General features: G+C 34.3%; 13 protein-coding genes. 7 read left to right on the top strand and 6 right to left on the bottom strand.

Annotated elements, in window-relative coordinates; translation table 11 throughout:
- Nucleotides 1-3 precede the first annotated feature (3 nt).
- The 5 genes from coaBC to T367_RS0111360 all read left to right on the top strand — a co-directional run bounded on the left by coaBC (nt 4) and on the right by T367_RS0111360 (nt 7,755).
- Nucleotides 4-1,203: a bifunctional phosphopantothenoylcysteine decarboxylase/phosphopantothenate--cysteine ligase CoaBC gene (coaBC, locus tag T367_RS0111380; RefSeq protein WP_027419961.1), complete on the top strand. Its 1,200-nt coding sequence runs from the start codon at nt 4-6 to the stop codon at nt 1,201-1,203.
- Nucleotides 1,200-2,108, top strand: coding sequence for a type IX secretion system protein PorD (porD, locus tag T367_RS0111375; RefSeq protein ID WP_027419960.1), 909 nt, complete (start codon nt 1,200-1,202; stop codon nt 2,106-2,108). Before coaBC ends, porD begins: the two co-directional genes overlap by 4 nt.
- A gap of 85 nt (nt 2,109-2,193) precedes the next feature.
- A complete protein-coding gene (gene recN / locus T367_RS0111370) occupies nt 2,194-3,852 on the top strand; it encodes a DNA repair protein RecN (RefSeq protein ID WP_027419959.1) in 1,659 nt (552 codons plus the stop codon).
- On the top strand, nt 3,852-4,232 hold the full coding sequence (locus T367_RS0111365; protein ID WP_027419958.1) for a DUF423 domain-containing protein: 381 nt from the start codon (nt 3,852-3,854) through the stop codon (nt 4,230-4,232). Before recN ends, T367_RS0111365 begins: the two co-directional genes overlap by 1 nt.
- Nucleotides 4,233-4,311: 79 nt before the next feature.
- A complete protein-coding gene (locus tag T367_RS0111360) occupies nt 4,312-7,755 on the top strand; it encodes a T9SS type A sorting domain-containing protein (RefSeq protein ID WP_027419957.1) in 3,444 nt (1,147 codons plus the stop codon).
- 282 nt (nt 7,756-8,037) lie between these two features.
- On the opposite strand, the gene T367_RS0111355 is transcribed toward T367_RS0111360, so the two are convergent.
- The 6 genes from T367_RS0111355 to gldF all read right to left on the bottom strand — a co-directional run bounded on the left by T367_RS0111355 (nt 8,038) and on the right by gldF (nt 14,480).
- Nucleotides 8,038-8,736, bottom strand: a complete 699-nt coding sequence (locus T367_RS0111355) for an outer membrane beta-barrel protein (protein WP_084274401.1) — start codon at nt 8,734-8,736, stop codon at nt 8,038-8,040.
- Between the two features lie 67 nt (nt 8,737-8,803).
- Nucleotides 8,804-9,571, bottom strand: a complete 768-nt coding sequence (locus T367_RS0111350) for a penicillin-insensitive murein endopeptidase (protein ID WP_027419955.1) — start codon at nt 9,569-9,571, stop codon at nt 8,804-8,806.
- A gap of 159 nt (nt 9,572-9,730) precedes the next feature.
- Nucleotides 9,731-10,867 (bottom strand): cysteine desulfurase family protein, encoded by a 1,137-nt coding sequence (locus T367_RS0111345; protein ID WP_027419954.1) that lies wholly within the window; start codon nt 10,865-10,867, stop codon nt 9,731-9,733.
- A gap of 83 nt (nt 10,868-10,950) precedes the next feature.
- Entirely contained in the window at nt 10,951-11,982 is a 1,032-nt protein-coding gene (locus T367_RS0111340; protein ID WP_027419953.1) for a hypothetical protein, read from the bottom strand.
- 15 nt (nt 11,983-11,997) lie between these two features.
- Nucleotides 11,998-13,746, bottom strand: coding sequence for a gliding motility-associated ABC transporter substrate-binding protein GldG (gene gldG, locus T367_RS0111335; RefSeq protein WP_169736059.1), 1,749 nt, complete (start codon nt 13,744-13,746; stop codon nt 11,998-12,000).
- A gap of 2 nt (nt 13,747-13,748) precedes the next feature.
- Nucleotides 13,749-14,480 carry a gliding motility-associated ABC transporter permease subunit GldF gene (gene gldF, locus T367_RS0111330; protein WP_027419951.1) on the bottom strand — a complete coding sequence of 244 codons (732 nt, stop codon included), beginning with the start codon at nt 14,478-14,480 and terminating at the stop codon, nt 13,749-13,751.
- A gap of 407 nt (nt 14,481-14,887) precedes the next feature.
- Here gldF and T367_RS0111320 point away from each other — a divergent pair, with 407 nt between their 5' ends.
- Entirely contained in the window at nt 14,888-15,232 is a 345-nt protein-coding gene (locus tag T367_RS0111320) for a hypothetical protein (protein WP_027419949.1), read from the top strand.
- Nucleotides 15,233-15,339: 107 nt separating this feature from the next.
- Nucleotides 15,340-15,540 (top strand): helix-turn-helix domain-containing protein (locus T367_RS22145; RefSeq protein WP_035843365.1); only part of this gene is annotated, 201 nt, incomplete at its 3' end.

Here is a 15,540-nt window from a genome sequence, read left to right as displayed (position 1 = left end):
AACATGCTTACCGGAAAAAAAATTCTAATTGGTGTTACTGGTAGCATTGCTGCATACAAAGTAGCGTATCTAATAAGAAATTTAATTAAGCAAGAGGCTGAAATCAAAGTAATTATGACTTCAGCCTCTTGTGATTTTATATCCCCACTCACCCTTGCAACACTTTCTAAAAACCCCGTTGCGATTGAGTTTATCAAAAACGCTGAAGGGGAATGGGAAAATCATGTTGAATTAGGACTTTGGGCGGATTTATTCATCATTGCTCCTGCAACAGCAAACAGTCTATCAAAATTAGTTTCTGGAAATTGTGATAATTTGCTTTTAGCAACTTATTTAAGTGCGCGTTGCCCAGTATGGGTCGCTCCGGCAATGGATTTAGACATGTTTACTCATTTTTCTACCCGAGAGAATTTAGCCAAACTATCCAAAGAAGGCGTTCGAATTATTGAACCAACTCATGGTGAATTGGCTAGCGGACTGGAAGGACAAGGACGCATGGAAGAACCTGAAAAAATTGCAGAATTAGCCAAGGATTTTTTTACCATCAAATCTGTTTTAAAAGGTAAAACTGTATTGATAACGGGAGGACCTACATACGAAGCGATAGACCCTGTTCGATTTATCGGTAATCATTCAAGCGGTAAAACAGGTATCCTTTTAGCTGACGAATGTGCTAAACGGGGTGCGGTAGTATATTTAGTAACAGGTCCAACTCGCTTTACAGTTAAGGATAAAAACATTCATGTCATTGCCATTCAAAGTGCCAATGAGATGTACGAAGCCGTTCAAGAAGTTTGGCCTAAAGCTAATCTCGGTATTTTTAGTGCAGCTGTTGCGGATTATCGCCCTGAGACCCCTGCGACATCGAAAATTAAAAAGAAATCAAACGAATTGACATTGACTCTTGTCAAGAACCCAGATATCCTATCTTGGGCTGGACAAAACAAAAGAGATGCGCAAACTTTAGTTGGCTTCGCGTTAGAAACTGACAACGAAATTGAAAACGCTAGAGGCAAATTCGAACGTAAAAATTTAGACCTATTAATACTTAATTCATTAAATGATCCTGGCGCAGGATTTGGCCATAAAACTAATCAAGTTACTTTTATCCAAAAAAACAATAAATTACGTAAATTTGAGTTAAAAGAAAAAGGTCTAGTAATACTTGATATTTTAGACGAAATTGAAACGATTATTGAATGAAAAAATTAATTCTTCTTACTATATTTTCTTGCTTTTCATACTTGACTTTTAGTCAAGAGTTGAATTGTCAAATTAGTATTATCCCTTCATCTTCATTATCTCTAGGCCCCGTTGAAAAAGAGACTTTTAAAGAATTAGAAAGTGCTATTTATGATTTCATGAATAATACAAAATGGACCAATGATATTTTTGAAATTGAAGAACGTATCAACTGTAATATCCAAATTACCATAACTGATTTACCAACGACGACATCGTTTAAAGGTAAAATACAAATACGTTCTACACGCCCAGTATATAATACAAGCTATAATACAACACTCTTCAACCATGAGGATGCTGATTTGATTTTTACTTATCTAAGAAACTCTGCGATCTTACCTATGAGTAATTATCAATACCGCGATAATTTATCTGCAATCTTATCGTTCTATGCTTATATCATTCTAGGTTTTGATTATGATAGTTTTAAACTAAATGGAGGTGATCCTCATTTTAAAGCCGCGCAGCAAATTGCAAATAATGCGAAGAGTTCTGGCGATGATGGTTGGTCATCTGGCTCTGGAAACAGAAGAAATAGATTTTGGATGATAGACAATGTTCTTCAACCTATATTCAGTCCTCTTAGAACAACTTATTACGATTATCACCGATTAGGTTTTGATTTAATGTACTCTGACCTCGCAGCAGGAAGAAAAGCTGTTTTGGCTTCTCTACAAAGTTTAGACAAAATTCAAAAATCCCGACCAGGTTCTTTGAATATTTACATCTTCCTCACCAGTAAGTCAACTGAATTAATAAATCTTTTTTCAGATGCCGAAACTGCCGAGAAAAATGCAGCAGTCAGCATTCTAAAAAGACTAGACCCATCTAATTCATCCAAATACCAAGAAATTTTAGGATAAGTCTTTCTCGCATTTTATATTCGAACGGACTAATTTTCTCCGCAGATAATCGTTACTTTTGACATCAACTTTATCAGGTCAAAATATGTTACGTCGATTAGAAATTTCAAATTTTGCATTAATAGAAAATGCCAACCTAAACCTATCAAATGGCTTCACGGCTATTACAGGTGAAACTGGTGCGGGAAAATCTATTTTATTAAAAGCATTGAACTTATTATTGGGTGAGCGTGCAGATAACGCAGCCTTAAGTCATTCAGACCAAAAATGTGTCCTCGAGGCAGAATTCGACATCAGTAAATTGAATTTAAAATCGTTTTTTGACGAGGAAGATCTAGACTTCGACAATAGCTGTATTCTTCGTCGTGAATTTAATACACAAGGAAAATCTCGTGCTTTCATTAATGATACACCAGTTCAATTACAACAGCTTAAAAACATCGGTAATTCATTAATATCAATTCATACTCAGCACGAATCACTTTCACTTTTCACTACAGAATTTCAAACGGAAGTACTTGATTATTTTGCGGGCATTCAAGAAAAAGTTGCAGATTATAAAAAGCTATACAAATCGTATACACATGATATTAATTCATTGGCAGAACTTTCTGTCAAGGAAATGGAAAACCGAAAGGAGAAGGATTATCTTGAATTCTTATCAACAGAATTGGTAGATGCCCAATTGAACAAGATCGACTTTGAAGAATTGAAAGCAAAATCAGTTAAAATTGAAAATGCTACCCAGCTTAAAGATGCGATGTCAAATGCTGTCTCAATTTTAGACAATGATGAATTAGGTCCAATTGTAGGATTGAAACAACTCATTGATATTTTTGATAAGATAAAAATTATCGATCCGATTTATGCAGGTCTACATGGTCGTTTATTGAGTGTAAAAATCGAATTAGACGATATTGAAAACGAATTGAGCGCATTAAATGATGATGACTTATTCACAGCTGAAGAAATTTTGTTGATCAATGAAAAGATGGAGTTGATCAATACACTTTTATACAAACACAACGTTCACACTATAGCAGAGCTAATCGAATTAGAAAATGAGATTTCAGAGAAAATTCTCAATATAAATTCAATTGAAGATAGTTTATCTGATTTAAAAGAACGCATTGACAAGAATAAAAAAACGCTTACAGAGAAGGCACTAGCTATCAGTAAATCAAGAAAAACCTTTGCACCAAAATTAGAGAAAGCAATTCATAGTAAATTAGGTCATTTAGCAATGGCTGAAGCTGCGATAAAGGTAGATATTAGCAATACTGATAATTTATCTATTTACGGTTTTGACCAAGTCACTTTCCTCGTTCGAACGAATTTAGGCGGTCAATTCTCTCCATTAAAAAAGGTAGCATCTGGCGGCGAATTATCGCGTTTGATGTTGAGTGTTTTATCTATCCTAGCCGAAGTTAAAAACTTGCCAACCTTAATCTTTGACGAGATTGATTCGGGTGTATCCGGAGAAGTAGCAGCTAAAATAGCCAACGAGTTTTTAGCGATGAGCAAACATTTACAAGTCATCTCTATTACCCACCTGGCGCAGGTTGCAGGCAAAGCTGAAAATCATTTGCACGTTGCCAAGTCGAATTCTTCAGGCAAAACCACTTCTGCCGTTCGATCACTTGATACTGAACAAAGAATCAATGTTCTTGCACAAATTATAAGTGGTGAAGAAATCACAGAAGCAGCTAGAGATAACGCGAAACAATTATTGAAAACTACCTAATGAACAAACAGATCACAATTACCGGCACTATTTTAATTCTACTTTCCATCATTCTTGGAGCAATGGCAGCCCATTCACTTGAAAAAACTGTATCTGCAGAATTAATAGCCACATTTGAAAAAGGTGTTAAATATCAAATGTATATCGGCTTGGGATTACTAGTTGTTGGTTTAAATGCAACACATTTAAAATTTAAACTGAACGGCTTCTTTTGGTTCAATTTAATAGGAATTTTATTATTCTCTGGAGGAATCTACACCTACACTTTTCACGAAATGACACCAGGTTTAACCAACTTTGTCCACATCGTTCCATTTGGTGGAACAGCAATGATAATTGGATGGGTTTTGCTGCTAATCAAACTTATAAAAACCCAATAATGTCTCCCCAACATTAAGCTGAATATTCGTACCTAAATCGATTTAAAATTGCTAAATTTGAATATAATTAAATTTAAATATGAAAAATCTATTTACGCTATTAGGCTTATCTTTATGCCTTACTGTTTTTGGTCAAGACACAACTGTGGTCCAGACTTTCACTTATGACAGCATTTCAACAAGAAGAGCAATTTTCCCTTTTCCTGCCGAATTAGAAGATAAGCAATTCGAAAAAGTTTTGATGTATTATAATATCAAATGTTCACCATTAACCCCATGGGACAGTTATAATTGTGGAGAATGGGATTATTTGGCTTATTCGAATATTTTCAGACATACAGGTCTTTTAGATTCAGTTGAAGTAAACACAGATCGTTATTTAGTTGATGGTGATGCTTTAGAAACTATCGCTTATGTTGAGGATCCTTATTTTCACTATTATCAACGATACGAAAGATTCATTACTTATTCTGAAGAAGAAGATCTTGATTTTGCAATCGGAGATGCTTCAAGTACATCAGTTGAGCCATTTGGCACGAGTAACCGCGCACAACATTCGCAATTATTATGGTTGAATACCGAATTGATTGCTGCAGGTTTAACAGCTGGTGAAATCGCTAAATTACGATTCGATGTTGACGCTTTAGGCGCTGAAATGGGTCGTTTGGTAATAAAAATGAAACATACACCAGCAATGGTTTTAACTGATTTTGATGATGAAGATTGGATGACTGTATATGATCGTTCAACTGAATTTTTAGCAACAGGAATCAATACTTTAAATTTAACATATCCATTTAATTTTGATGGCACCTCTAATGTCTTAGTCGATATTTCATTTGAAAACTTAGTAGCTGATGCAGCAGACAATGTATTAAAAGCAACACCTGTTGGATTTGATGCTGTGATTAGTAGTAATGTTAAGTACGGTTATTTAAATATTGAAGCGGGTGATTTTGCACAGTTAGATTTTGACGGTGTTACTTTCGGAGATGAAATTAGTATTTCATTTTGGTCGAATGGTGATGCGGATTTGTTGCCAGTCAACACGAGTATTTTAGAAGCTGTAAATAACCGTAACCAACGTGTTATCAATATTCATTTCCCTTGGAGTAACAGTCGTATCTATTGGGATGCTGGTGATGAAACGGGTTATGATAGAATCGATGAATTAGCAACTGCTGCTGAATTTGAAGACAACTGGGTTCATTGGGCATTTACCAAAAATAAAACGACTGGTGACATGAAAATCTATAAAAACGGATCGTTATGGCATTCAGGTTCAGATAAGAATAGATCTATTGCTGAAATCACTAAATTCATCCTTGGATCGAATATCAATAATGACAATAACTGGGCTGGTAAAATTGATGAATTCAGAATTTGGGATAAAGAATTACCCCTTGCTGTAATCAACGATTGGAAAGATAGAAAACTTGATCCTTCGCATCCTAATTATGCGGACTTGGTTGCTTATTATGATTTTGATGAAGTTCCTGCGATGATCGATAGAAGTGGAAACAATCACGTAGCTATGTTGTCAACTCCAGGAATGGTTCAGTTTGATGATGTTGATCATATGCCGTTTCAATTGAGTGAAACACGTCCTGATATCGTATTCGTACAAGGAACATTTACCAGCGAATTAGATTCAGCGATAGTAGAAGATGCGGTGATGGTTGATCCAATTGATGTATTAGAATATGAAGTGGGTGATAGACGTTTTAACATTGCTTCAATCAATTCGTTTTATCCTGTTGGAAATAGTAATACGTATGATGTGGATGGTGAGATAATTTCTACGACTTTACACGAAGCCGACTTCACTACAACGAATGAAACTTTAACCTATTATGAAGAGCCATTTGAGGTGATTGAACGATTTGAAATCGGAAGATTCATTACACCTTATGGAATTGGATTCGATTTAGGACCAAATGGATTTACGTATGTTTATGACATTACAGATTACCAATCTTTACTAGCAGGAGATGTTGATTTTGCTGCACACAATACGCAAGAGTTAATCGATATTAAATTCTTATTCATTGAAGGAACACCTCCAAGAGATGTCTTAGGCATTGAACAATTATGGGATGGATTTGGAAGCTATTTATATAAAGATTTAGATAATGACGATGTTTTATCTGCTACAGAAGTAGATATCGATCCTGAAGGAAAGATGTTCAAAGTACGATCTAGAATTACCGGTCACGGTCATAATGGTTCGAACAACTGTTGTGAGTGGGGTAATGGTGTTGGTCGTGATCACAAATTATTAGTTGACGGATCATTGCGCGATACGTGGGAAATTTGGCAAGAAGTTGAATGTGGTGAAAACCCAAACATCAGTCAAGGTGGAACATGGCCATATGCACGTGAAGGTTGGTGTCCTGGTGATATTGTAGCTGAGCATGAGACAGATATTACTGCATTTGTAACGCCTGGTTCTGTAGCTTCAATTGATTATGATATTGAGGATGTACCTGCTGGAGATCCAGCGCAAGGCAATGGCAACTATGTTATTGCAATGCATTTAGTTACTTACGGTGAAGCTAATTTTAATTTAGATGCAGCCGTGATTGATGTTCTAAATCCTAACGAATGGGAATACTACAGTAAATGGAATCCGACTTGTCAAAATCCACGCATATTGATTAAGAATACTGGAAGTGAAAATTTAACTTCTGCGAAGATTAGCGTTTGGATTGGTGGATATGACAACGTTGTCACGATAGATTGGACTGGTAATTTAGCTTTCTTAGAAGAAGAAATGGTTGAAATTCCAATTACCTCAGATTGGTGGTATGACTTTGAAGGATTAACAACATTTAGCGCTAAAATATCTTCACCAAACGGCGGTGTTGATGAGTATAGCAATAACGATGTTTATACGTCTAAATTTACACCTACACCTGTTATCAACGATCTTTTTTATGTTTGGTTTAAAACAAATGATGCAGCACGTGAGAACGAAATCTACATCCGAAACCAAAATGGAGAAATTGTTTATTCAAGAACAGATTTACCCAACTCAACAGAATATAAAGATACTTTAGATTTACCTGCGGGTTGTTATACTTTAGAGTTAACAGATAGTGATCATGATGGAATTGGATTCTGGGCTTCAGGTGAAACTTCAGGATTTATCAGATTAAGAGAAGTTGGTGGAGGAATGATTGAAACATTCACAACTGATTTTGGAGCTTATATGAAATATAGTTTCACTGTTGATTATGCACTTTCAGTTGATGATTACGAAGAAAACTTCAATCTTAATATTTATCCTAACCCATCAAAAGGTGTATTTAATATAAACCTTGATAATTTTAAAGGTGAAAATATTCAATTAGAAGTTCACAATAGATTGGGTGCAATTGTGCACAGAGAAGTAATTGGCGCAAATAATCCTGATGGTTATTTACAAAGAGAAATTGACTTAACAGATGTCGCTGACGGCATGTACTTCGTTAAAATAATTTCAGAGAACAATACGGCAACAAGACCGATTATCAAACAATAGTATTCGATTAGAATAAGTAAAAAGCAGCTTCGGAAACGGAGCTGCTTTTTTTGTGAAGTAAAGTATGTATGATATTAGTGAGATGATTAAATTATGGGGTCTTAAAATGTAAAATCATAATGTTTCTGGTCAATTATTACTCATGAAGCCATGGTGATATGATTGTGCAGAAATCAAATGCACATAGTTTTTGAGACAATCGTCCTGGATGTTTTAAATTTCAATCTTTAAACTTTGAGCCCTATAAGTCTTATTGGTACACGCTGGGAATAAAATTATTGTCTACTTCAGCTGGCTACCTATCGTCAATCCCACATAATAAGGATATTCACTTAAAGGCACGTCTTTTACTAACCTCATAAAACTCATATTAAAAGATGGTTCTACATAACCCAAGATACGGTCTGAAATTTTAAACTGATAACCTATTCCCAAATTCGCATTAATATTAATTTTATTATAATCAACATTTTCTATGGATTGACTTGTTCTTTTTCGCTCATCAGGAAACTGTTGATAACTCACAACTCTATAATCAACAATATAAGCAAAATCACCACCTCCCCGAATATAAAATGATGGTAAAAAATTATACTTTACACGTAACGGAATTGTAACAAAATGAATGTTGTAAGCATTCCAAACAACATCTGGAATGGCCGGATCGTCCTCTAAAAAGGGAGGGATAAAGATGTCAATTTTATTCGTTTTTACACCATTCAAATAATAATTTACACCTAAAGAAATTTCTATTTTTTCAGATATTCCATAGGCAGAATAAACACCTATTGAACCTCCAAACTTACCATTTACCTGACTTGCGAATGATATTCCAGGGAAAGGATAATTTTCGTTAGTTTGAGCCCGCCAATCAGTTATTGCAGGTGTAACTTCAAAACCAAAACTAATTTTTTCATTCTGCGCCATAACAAATGGGCTAGAGAATAAGACGTATACGAGTAATACATTTTTAAAATTCATAGGCCTATCGTTTCAATTATTAAGATAACGCGCAAAAAAATCCTTTATGATGCTTGCATGCATTAATTTACAATTTAAAATCAATATGGAAATGATCATCATGCAATGAATTCACCAATGGCGTCAATCCTTTCACCACATAAATACCACTTGCCTTTAGTTTCTTTCCGTAATCCGTCGCAAATAATTCGTCTTTCAACTCGATTTTAATAATCACCTTTTCAATCTTCATATTTTCTTCATCAGCTTTCTCTGCAAGTATTAAAATATGCTCTGCTACTAAATTAAAATCAATTTCAATGGACTGGTCTTTTAGAAGCTTTCCATCGTCATTAAATTCCATTAAATAGTGCTGCACGCCTAAGGAATCTGCGCCATAATAAGGCTGACCATCTTTTAAAAGCGGCATCATAAAATCTATACTTAAGCCATTTTGGTGTGTCCGATGAGGATAGAGTTTTCCTCCATGCTGATTGGCGCATTCCATTATCCCGAATTTTCTATTTGGGTATTTTACAAAAAGACTATCGTAGGCAGATAAAGCCAGATTTAAAACATAGCTATTCAAGAATGCCCTACCAGCGAGATAACTTTTCTTGTCAAAATAAGTGTGATTTTCTCCATAAAACGGTAATAATTTCCCGTTCTTCAAACTTCCATTTCCCGGAGTTCCTAACGATATACTTGGCTGATCATTTTGCGGATGCTTCGCCATATAATCAAGAATTTCCTGATCATATTTCACGCTATTATCCTCATCAATTTCAACTTGATTTTGACAGAAACTTAAGAAGGGTAAAAATAATATTAGACTGATTGGCGATAGTATTTTCATAGTACAAAAGTTAGGTACATTGCAAAATACAATCAATATTTTAAACTAGATGTTAAAAAAAGTTATTCAAAATGATGTCAACACAAATAAGATGGAGTTGATGTGAATATCAATAAGATTCCAATGTAGAAATTGGTTTTAAACTGACAAGTCTGCAAATTATCCTTTGACCAATTTACCTACAACAATCTCTTCAATTTTATCTAAACTATAATCGATTTCTTCTTTCGTTGTGTATCTACTAAAAGAAAAACGAGCGTTTGGACGATCTGTATTCGCATTAATTCCACGAAGTACATGAGAACCTGTACTTGCACCCGAATTACATGCAGAACCACCTGAAACAGCAATTCCTTCAAGGTCTAACAAGAATAATAACATCGATTTATTATCAAATTCTGGAAAACATACATTAAGTACCGTATATAAACTCTTATCAGGATCAACTTCACCGTGGAAACTCACATCTGGAATTCTCGCTTTAAGTTCATCCATCATATATGATTTCAATTCTTGCACATGTTTTTGGTGACCTTCAACGTCTTCGTTTGCTAACTCAAAAGCTTTTGCAAGTCCAACAATACCACTCATATTTTCAGTTCCAGCTCTTAATCCTCGCTCTTGTCCACCACCCAAAATAAAAGGTTTCAGTCTTAAATTTTTATTAACAAATAAGAACCCTATGCCTTTAGGCCCATGAAATTTATGTGCAGAACAAGTTAAAAAGTCAGCTCCAAAATCGGTTACATCAATTTTATAATGTCCCATTGTTTGCACAGTATCAGAATGAAAAAGTGCACCATTAGCACGGCATAATTCACTTACTTTTTTATAATCTAATAAGGTACCGATTTCATTATTTGCATGCATCAAAGAAACCAATGTTTTTTTATCAGACTTTAATAATTCTGCAAGGTGATTGTAATCAACCTGACCTGTTTCTGTCAAATCTACATAAGCCACTTCAAAGTCTTTTTCCCCTTCAATACAGTAGCCTACAGCATGATGTTCAGTTGGTGAAGAGATGATTCTTTCTACCCCTAAATCATTCACAGCGCAAGTAATTGCCATATTATCTGCTTCCGTTCCACCAGAAGTAAAAATAAGCTCTTTTGGTTCAGCTCCAATTATCTTAGCAATTGTTCTTCTCGCTACTTCAACTACACCTTTAGCATCTCTGCCAAAAGCATGTGTAGAAGATGGATTTCCAAAATGATTTTTCATCATTTCAGCCATTGCATCAATAACTTCGTTCGCCATGGGAGTGGTCGCCGCATTGTCCAAATAAACTTTCATATGGTATTTTTTTCGCTCTGCAAAGATACGGATTTATTAACAAATCAGCAGAAACAGTCTAAAACTCTATAAACCAGAAAAGGTTAATAGCTTTCCAATTTAAAATAATTTAGGTTTTGCATTAGATTACCAAAGACATGGTATTGACCAGCAACCAAAGTATTATCCTCTAGCACAACCCATAACCTATCTTGGTCCCAAATTAATAACTCTCCATCAAGACCAAGTTTATCATAGTCATATTTTCTACGGTATAGTTTAACTGATTTTGATTCACCTGTTTTTAACTTAACAGTTATGGTTTGCATTGGAGTAACCTGTAATAATGAATCGACACCTTTTTGATCAAGAATATAATTGTGTCGTTCAAAATGAACCTTTCTATAGTTTATTAAATAATCACGAACCTTTAAGGTATCAAACCCTTCTATTTTTTGACCAGACTCTGATTTAAGCTCGAAAACATTATCTGCTAACGCGTTGATTTGAAAACCTTCCAATGTATCACTACTAATTTCAACTTTTACCTCAGCTATGTTTTCCGGATCGTAATTAAATATTCCCGAACATTCATATTCTAAAGGATCAGTTACAAATCGAGGTTCAAGATTACCATGCATCGTTGGTAAATACATAATAAATGGCTCTGGTGAACGCCCTTTATCTCCATCACTCAGCAACATAAACGTTCCGTATTGATCTTGTGTTGGATTACCAATAAACCATGTTTTAGCTAATTTACCATTTTGGTAAATTTCCACTTTTTTATGGTGTATCATCAAACTTTTATTGACAGTTTGTATTGATCCTTCAGACACAGGAGATTTAACTTTAATGTATTTAATAGTATTCAACATTAAATGCACCATATGTTGCTGAACACATTCTTTATCTGGTGATTCCCATCCGTTACTTGAACGAATTAAAGTGATCCCTGCATTACCTTCAGTATCTGTCAAAATCAATTTATCAATGCTTGCTGTATCTGGAATAGCAAATTCAGACAAACCTTCTTTCGCCAATGAAGCCCCTGCCTTATTTTGTGTTAGCGAATATGCGAAATACCCCAATACTGCTACCAATACAATAATAATTATGGTTTTTAAGTTCTTCATTTTCTAGTTTTACTATTAATTTTTAGTATACTTTTTTCTTCTTGTTAGGAAAACCGTGAACGCCAAACCAAGAATAAAAATTAATGGTAACCCAATATTAATTGATCTCCAAAAATCTTTTTCTTCATTCACCTTTGTCATGTCCAATGTGCGCAACGTTATGGTTTTAGCACGTACATCAATCAATGAATAATCGTCTAACATATAATCGATCGCATTGAGAACAAAATCTTTGTTTCCATATACAAATCGCGGCGTATTATTAGGATTCATCACCCCAAAAATATCTACTTCCATTGGAATAGCTTTATATTTTGGTCGACCTTCAATCATTTGCGTTTCCACTTCATTTCTAATGATGTCACCGTCTGAAACGACCAACATAGATGTTGAATCACTTTTCCAAATTGTTTTGTAATCAGATGAACTAGTAAAAGATTCAGGCAACCTATTTTCGAATGCAGAAGTGAATTTACCCTCCATCATAACTGCTACGGGAAATTCAGCCTCACCGGTACTGAATTTAGGCTCGATATCCACAACCGAATAATTGACTCGTACAGGTGCTTTTAATGCTTGTGAATTATTTGACGTATGCAATAAAACTGTCTTTCTAACTTCCTTATCCGATTCATTCACAATTTGAATGGTACTTGAGTATTCAGACTTTATTGGGTCAATATTCTTTGTAATCGGATGTGTTGACCTTTGTAATAATGGGTAAAAATACCAATCTACTACATTTTTAGGATGCCCTGGAATATAAAGAGGAGTACAAACTTTGTCAATTATGAGGCTGGTATTGAATCTCGCTCCGTACTTATAAATCATATCTTTCTCGATATTCAAATCACGAGTAATCCCAAATGTTTGACCGGTATAATATAACGAATCACGATTAATTTCTAAAGGATCCACAAACCAAAGTGTTTTTCCTCCTCGCATTATAAACTGATCGATAATAAATTTATCCTGTTCATTAAAAGCCTCTTTAGGCTGCGCGATTACCAAAGCATCAATCCCATCCAAAGCATTCAACTGCCCTTTTATTTCAATATCCTCTAATTGATAAAAACGATTCAAACCGTCTCTTACATCTGCAGTTTGCCAAGCATCTAATTCACCATGCCCACCTAAAAAGGCAACAGTTTTTTTTCCCTCAACTGCGACCCTACGAATAGCACTAATTAATTGGTATTCTATATTATTTATTGCGCGATCAGCCAAACCTCTAGTATCGTCATTCGCATGAATCAATCGTTTATTAAAAAACTGAATTTGATCGACAGTTTTGCCTTTATACTCAATAACGGCTCCAGGCCAGATGGTATTTAATTCGGCTTTTCCTGATTTAATGATTTGGATATCCGTTGGTCGAACACCATTTTCATAGATCATTTTTTGCACTTGCAAATTCACATCAGCATTCTCATCACCATTTGGATCAAAAAATTCGTACTGCACTTTATCTCCTGCATAAACGATAAATTCATCCAGTTTTTCTTGTATTGAATTTCTAATTTTTTTAATATCTGCAGGTAAATCACCATCAAGGTATATTTTAATAAAAATGCGGTCCTTTAAGATTGATTTATCTTGCAATAATCTCTTCGTGTTTGGAGACAATGAATGTCTGCTGTCTTCAGTTAAATCGTAACGTCCTATAAAGAAAGACAAGACGTAATTAACCAAAATAATGATCGCGAATATTCCAATAAAATTGATTATATCTCTTTTTGCGCTATTTGTTTTTGACTTGCTCATATTTACCATTTTCTCGCTTGTAAAACTAATTTGGTAGCTAAAATGAATACGATTGTAAAACTTATAAAGTAGAGTATATCTCGGGTATCAAGCACACCTTTCTGAATGGATTCGTAATGTTCCATAATCCCAAGATTTCTAAACACCAAATCTAATCCTCCAAACTGGCTGTAAACCGCTAATAAATCGAGACCTAAAAAAAGAAACCAAGACAAGAACATCGCCAAAATGAATGCAACAATTTGACTATCTGTGATGCTCGAAGCAAAAATGCCGACAGCCACTAAACAAGCGCCTACTAAAAACAAGCCCAAATACGAGGTCATTGTTGCTCCGTCATCCATTATTCCAACAGGCTCACCTAATAAATGAACCGTTAGATAATAAATTAAGGTAGGTATAATTGATATTAAAACTAGTGTTACACCTGCTAAATATTTAGAAAGAATTATTGTTAAATCTGAGATTGGTTTTGTGAATAATAATTCAATTGTTCCCGTTCTTTTTTCTTCACTAAAAGAGCGCATAGTAATGGCTGGAATTAAGATTAGAAAAATAATGGGACTGATTGAGAAAAACGAACGCAAATCAGCGGTTCCGCCTTCCAAAATATTGGTTTCGTATGAAAAAACCCATAAAAATAAGCTATTCAAAATCAAAAATATAGCGATAAAAATATAGCCAATAATTGAACTAAGAAAACTACGTAATTCTTTTAAGTATAATGCTCTCATTATTAATTCGATCTTCTTTAACTCGTGAACTTTGCTAACTCAATAAATAAAATTAACCGTTTTGTTACAAATTATTGTTTTTGACATTTTTAACTCTTCTGTCAAGAACAAGCCTCAAAAATAGGAGTTTTAAAGGTCTTTTTACCATAAAAAATCTTAAAATTATTAATAATTCAATGTGTCTAAAATTGGCTTTTTCAATTCTAAGACCTTAGTAACTTGATATGATTGCCATTTCATGAGCAAGAATTATTTTGGGCAATATTTAATCTACTGGTAAAAAAACACTTTGGTATTGTTAAAAGACATGATAGAATCAGACATTTGCACAAAAAATTAGGCGTAAAATTTAATTTTATATTAATAATCGTTGGATTTAAAGAAAAAAAACATAGTTTTACATTGCTATGAAACTAATATTTATCCTGAGTTCAATTCTCTTATTGTCTTTTACATCATGTAAAAAGAATGTTACAAAAGTTAATCCCGAATTAATTGGGAACTGGCAAAGCGAAGATGGTGATTATGGAATATTAATTGATGAAAACGGTTTCGGCAGTTACGAGAATTATCCAACTTTTTTTACAGTTACTGGGCAAGCTAGACTTAGAAAGGATGTTCTACAAATCTGGCCGAAAAGATTCAAAGTAAATCAATTTCCTGAAGAACATAAAGTTCCCGGTGGCGCAGACTACAGAACAATTATTTTGGATAATGTAACCTATAGGTGTAAAGTTTCACAACATTGTTGATAGCAATAAAGCCCTTTCAGCTTCGTTTCGGCTTCGCCTTCACTTCGCTGAAAGGGCTGGAAATAAAATAGTTGATTATTTTTGTTTTACGACAAATAAAAATAATTATGCAACAAATCTATCATTCCAATGCCAAGACAAATATACATATTCGTCAAGAAATTAAAAATAATCTGAACTTAAGTATTGAGCAATTAGCCTTACGTTATGGTGTTTCTCGTCAAACCATATTTAAATGGCGTAAAGCTGAAACTCCTGAAGATAATTCTTGTGCCCCTAAAAAAATAGAATATGCTCTTAACGAGCAA

The organism is Crocinitomix catalasitica ATCC 23190 (assembly GCF_000621625.1).
Taxonomy (GTDB): Bacteria; Bacteroidota; Bacteroidia; order Flavobacteriales_D; family Crocinitomicaceae; genus Crocinitomix; species Crocinitomix catalasitica.
Note: the sequence above shows the minus strand (reverse complement) of the source record. Positions and strands in the feature narration are given on the sequence as shown.

Bases quoted from the DNA above. Each gene is read 5' to 3' on its own strand.
- coaBC (WP_027419961.1), top strand. From the start codon at position 4: ATGCTTACCGGAAAAAAAATTCTAATTGGTGTTACTGGTAGCATTGCT.
- porD (WP_027419960.1), top strand. From the start codon at position 1,200: ATGAAAAAATTAATTCTTCTTACTATATTTTCTTGCTTTTCATACTTG.
- recN (WP_027419959.1), top strand. From the start codon at position 2,194: ATGTTACGTCGATTAGAAATTTCAAATTTTGCATTAATAGAAAATGCC.
- T367_RS0111365 (WP_027419958.1), top strand. From the start codon at position 3,852: ATGAACAAACAGATCACAATTACCGGCACTATTTTAATTCTACTTTCC.
- T367_RS0111360 (WP_027419957.1), top strand. From the start codon at position 4,312: ATGAAAAATCTATTTACGCTATTAGGCTTATCTTTATGCCTTACTGTT.
- T367_RS0111355 (WP_084274401.1), bottom strand. From the start codon at position 8,736: ATGAATTTTAAAAATGTATTACTCGTATACGTCTTATTCTCTAGCCCA.
- T367_RS0111350 (WP_027419955.1), bottom strand. From the start codon at position 9,571: ATGAAAATACTATCGCCAATCAGTCTAATATTATTTTTACCCTTCTTA.
- T367_RS0111345 (WP_027419954.1), bottom strand. From the start codon at position 10,867: ATGAAAGTTTATTTGGACAATGCGGCGACCACTCCCATGGCGAACGAA.
- T367_RS0111340 (WP_027419953.1), bottom strand. From the start codon at position 11,982: ATGAAGAACTTAAAAACCATAATTATTATTGTATTGGTAGCAGTATTG.
- gldG (WP_169736059.1), bottom strand. From the start codon at position 13,746: ATGAGCAAGTCAAAAACAAATAGCGCAAAAAGAGATATAATCAATTTT.
- gldF (WP_027419951.1), bottom strand. From the start codon at position 14,480: ATGAGAGCATTATACTTAAAAGAATTACGTAGTTTTCTTAGTTCAATT.
- T367_RS0111320 (WP_027419949.1), top strand. From the start codon at position 14,888: ATGAAACTAATATTTATCCTGAGTTCAATTCTCTTATTGTCTTTTACA.